This is a genomic window from Bradyrhizobium sp., assembly GCF_030697065.1.
Lineage (GTDB): Bacteria > Pseudomonadota > Alphaproteobacteria > Rhizobiales > Xanthobacteraceae > Bradyrhizobium.
Genome location: NZ_JAUYQU010000060.1, coordinates 1 through 3,407 on the forward strand (window position 1 = coordinate 1; position 3,407 = coordinate 3,407).

Sequence of the window (3,407 nt, forward strand, 5' to 3'; positions counted from 1 at the left end):
AATGCCTTTCTGGGCGTGCAGGCGGTTTTCGGCCTCGTCGAACACCACCGACTGCGGGCCGTCGATCACCTCGTCGGTGACCTCGTCGCCGCGGTGGGCGGGCAGGCAGTGCATGAACAGCGCATCGGGTTTCGCCAATGACATCAGCCTTGCATTGACCTGGTAGGGCTTCAGGATGTTGTGGCGATGCTTGCCTTCCTTGTCGCCCATCGAGAACCAGGTGTCGGTAACCACGCAATCGGCGCCGCGCACCGCGGCCTCCGGATCGGTGCCGAGCACGACCGGCGCATCGGTCGCCTTGATCCAGTCCTTCATCGGCTTTTTCGGCGCCAGCTGCGGCGGTGTCGCGATATTCAGCCTGAACCTGAAGCGCTCCGCCGCATGCGCCCACGACGCCAGCACGTTGTTGTCGTCGCCGGTCCAGGCCACGGTGCGGCCCTCGATCGGCCCGCGATGTTCCTCGAAGGTCATCAGGTCCGCCATCACCTGGCAGGGATGCGAGCGCCGCGTCAGCCCGTTGATGACCGGCACGGTGGCGTGCGCGGCCAGTTCCAGCAGCGCCTCGTGGTTGAGGATGCGGATCATGATGGCGTCGACGTAGCGCGACAGCACGCGCGCGGTGTCGGCGATGGTCTCGCCGCGGCCGAGCTGCATCTCGGCGCCGGTCAGCATGATCGATTCACCGCCGAGCTGGCGCATGCCGACGTCGAACGACACGCGGGTGCGGGTCGAGGGCTTTTCGAAGATCATCGCCAGCGTCTTGCCCTCGAGCGGCCTGACCGGCTTGACGTCCTGCCTCTTCTGCGCCTTCAGCTTCGCCTTCATGGCGACGCTGGCGCTGAGGATGCTGCGCAGCTCCCTCGTCGGAATCTCGTTCAAATCGAGGAAATGGTTCAGAGCCTTGCTCATCACCCCGCCGCCTTCTGCACCTGGCCCGACAACGCCACGCAGGCGCGCTCAAGGCACTGCACGGACTCCGCGATCTCGGCTTCGCTCACGATCAGCGGCGCCAGGAACCGCACGACATTGTCGCCGGCGCCGACCGTGAGCAGCTTCTGGTCGCGCAGCGCGTTGACGAGATCGCCCGAGGGCACCACGGCCTTGACGCCGACCAGCAGTCCCTCGCCGCGCACTTCCGACAGCACGTGGGGATAGCGATCCACCACCGACGCCAGCTTCTGCTTCAGCAGCAGCGACATCTTCTGCACATGGTCGAAGAAGCCGGGCTTCAGCATCACGTCCAGCACCGCATTGGCCGCTGCGATCGCCAGCGGATTGCCGCCGAAGGTCGAGCCGTGCGAACCCGGCGTCATGCCGGACGCCGCTTCCGCCGTGGTCAGGCACGCGCCGATCGGGAAACCGCCGCCGAGCGCTTTTGCCAATGGCATGATGTCGGGCGTGACGCCCAGGCGCTTGTAGGCAAAGAGGTCGCCGGTGCGGCCCATGCCGGTCTGTACCTCGTCGAAGATCAGCAGCATGCCGTGCTGGTCGCAAAGCTCGCGCAACGCCTTGAAAAAGGCATTCGGCGCCGAGCGCACGCCGCCCTCGCCCTGCACCGGCTCGATCAGGATGCCCGCGGTGTTGGGGCCGATCGCCTTCTTGACGGCCTCGATATCGCCATGGGCGACCTGGTCGAAACCGTCCAGTGGCGGCCCGAAACCTTCGAGATACTTTGCGGAGCCGGTCGCGGCCAATGTGCCGAGCGTGCGGCCGTGGAACGCGCCTTCGAAGGTGACGAGACGGAAGCGCTCGGGCTTGCCCCTGGCGGCGTGATAGCGGCGCGCGACCTTGATCGCGCATTCCATCGCTTCGGCGCCGGAATTACAGAAGAAGACGAAATCGGCGAAGCTCTGCTCGCAAAGCCGCGCGGCGAGCCGGTCGCCATCCGGGCTCTTGAACAGGTTCGACATGTGCCACAGTCTGGTGGCCTGCTCCTGCAGGGCCGCGACCAGATGCGGATGACAATGGCCGAGCGCATTGACCGCGACGCCGCTGGTGAAATCGAGATAGCGCTCGCCGTTGGTCGAGATCAGCCAGGCGCCTTCGCCGCGCTCGAAACCGAGATCGACCCGGGCAAATACGGGAAGCAGATGCGACGTCGCGCTATCAGGCATGGCGATCACTTAGGGTTGGAGCCCGCTATGGTGCGTATGGGCGCAATCGCAGCCACAACCAGCCCGGAAAACAAAACGTGCCGCCTTTTCGGGGCGGCACGTGGGAACCATTCTAGGCGTGGCGCGATAACTGTCAACCGGTCACGCAAAGGCCGAAAACATCCGTAGGATTCCGGTGTGGGCGACGGAACATGTGGATGCAACCATGCTGACTCTTGCGCCGGAGTCACGCCATATTGTAGCTTCTGCGCTGTCGGGTACGACATCTCGTGCGGCGGTTCTGATCCTCTCGTAGTGCTGTCAGCGTAACACGTTCGGGCGCGCCCATGCCGCCCGGCGAGGGGTAAGGGATTCTGCCCGCAGGGATTTTTGAGATTTGGCATCGCGGCGCCGTCCTCATGCTGGCCGGCGCTATGCGAAGGGAAGAGTGCGATGACGGTATTGACCTGGTCCGACGATCGCGTCGAGCAACTGAAAAAGCTCTGGGAGGGCGGACTTTCCGCCAGCCAGATTGCTGCTGAGCTCGGAAATGTGACGCGCAACGCCGTAATCGGCAAAGTCCACCGGCTCGGCCTTTCCGGCCGCGCCAAGAGCCCCTCCTCGGCAGCCCCGCGCCAGCGCAAGGCCCGGCCCGCCCAGCAGATGATGCGGGTTCAGCGCCCGGTGTCGCGCGGCAACACCGCGCTGGCCCATGCGTACGACGTCGAGATGGAGCCGGATCCGATCGCCTACGACAATGTGGTGCCGATGGGCCAGCGGCTGTCGCTGCTGGAGCTCAACGAGGCGACCTGCCACTGGCCGATCGGCGATCCCTCGAGTTCGGAATTCTTCTTCTGTGGCGGCCGCGCGCTGGCCAGCCTGCCCTATTGCGCACACCACTCCCGGATCGCCTATCAGCCCGCCAGCGACCGCCGCCGGCAGCCGCCGAAGCCGACGAGGTAAGGTTCCCCGTCATTGCGAGGAGCACTTGCGACGAAGCAATCCAGCTTCACGTTATGCCGCCCGATGGATTGCTTCGCTACGCTCGCAATGACGGTGCGGGAGCAGACGACAAATCCAGCAGCTGTCGTCCCGGCCACCGCGCCGGGACCCATAACCACAGGCCGTTGTGGTTACGACCGATCGTCAAACAGATTTCTTGAATCGATAGATCACGCGGTATGGGTCCCGGCTCAGCGCTCGCTTGCGCTCGCTTGGCCGGGACGACGGCTGATGATTACTCCGCCGCTTTCGCGAACCGGTCGTCCAGCGCGTAGCCGGCGCCGCGCACGGTGCGGATCGGGTCCTGCTCGC

3 protein-coding genes and 1 pseudogene are annotated in these 3,407 nt (G+C 65.2%); 1 reads left to right on the forward strand and 3 read right to left on the reverse strand.

The window, feature by feature from the left end:
* Both argF and Q8R73_RS04345 read right to left on the reverse strand, forming a co-directional pair.
* Positions 1-909 (reverse strand): ornithine carbamoyltransferase (gene argF, locus Q8R73_RS04340; protein ID WP_305718305.1); only part of this gene is annotated, 909 nt, incomplete at its 3' end.
* A complete protein-coding gene (locus tag Q8R73_RS04345) occupies positions 909-2,114 on the reverse strand; it encodes an aspartate aminotransferase family protein (RefSeq protein WP_305718306.1) in 1,206 nt (401 codons plus the stop codon). The genes argF and Q8R73_RS04345, both read right to left, overlap by 1 nt.
* Before the next feature lie 432 nt (positions 2,115-2,546).
* On the opposite strand from Q8R73_RS04345, the gene Q8R73_RS04350 reads away from it, so the two are divergent.
* Positions 2,547-3,056: a GcrA family cell cycle regulator gene (locus Q8R73_RS04350; protein ID WP_305718307.1), complete on the forward strand. Its 510-nt coding sequence runs from the start codon at positions 2,547-2,549 to the stop codon at positions 3,054-3,056.
* Between the two features lie 274 nt (positions 3,057-3,330).
* Here Q8R73_RS04350 and Q8R73_RS04355 read toward each other — a convergent pair.
* Positions 3,331-3,407: pseudogene (locus Q8R73_RS04355) on the reverse strand (DNA-binding response regulator); the annotation flags it as partial.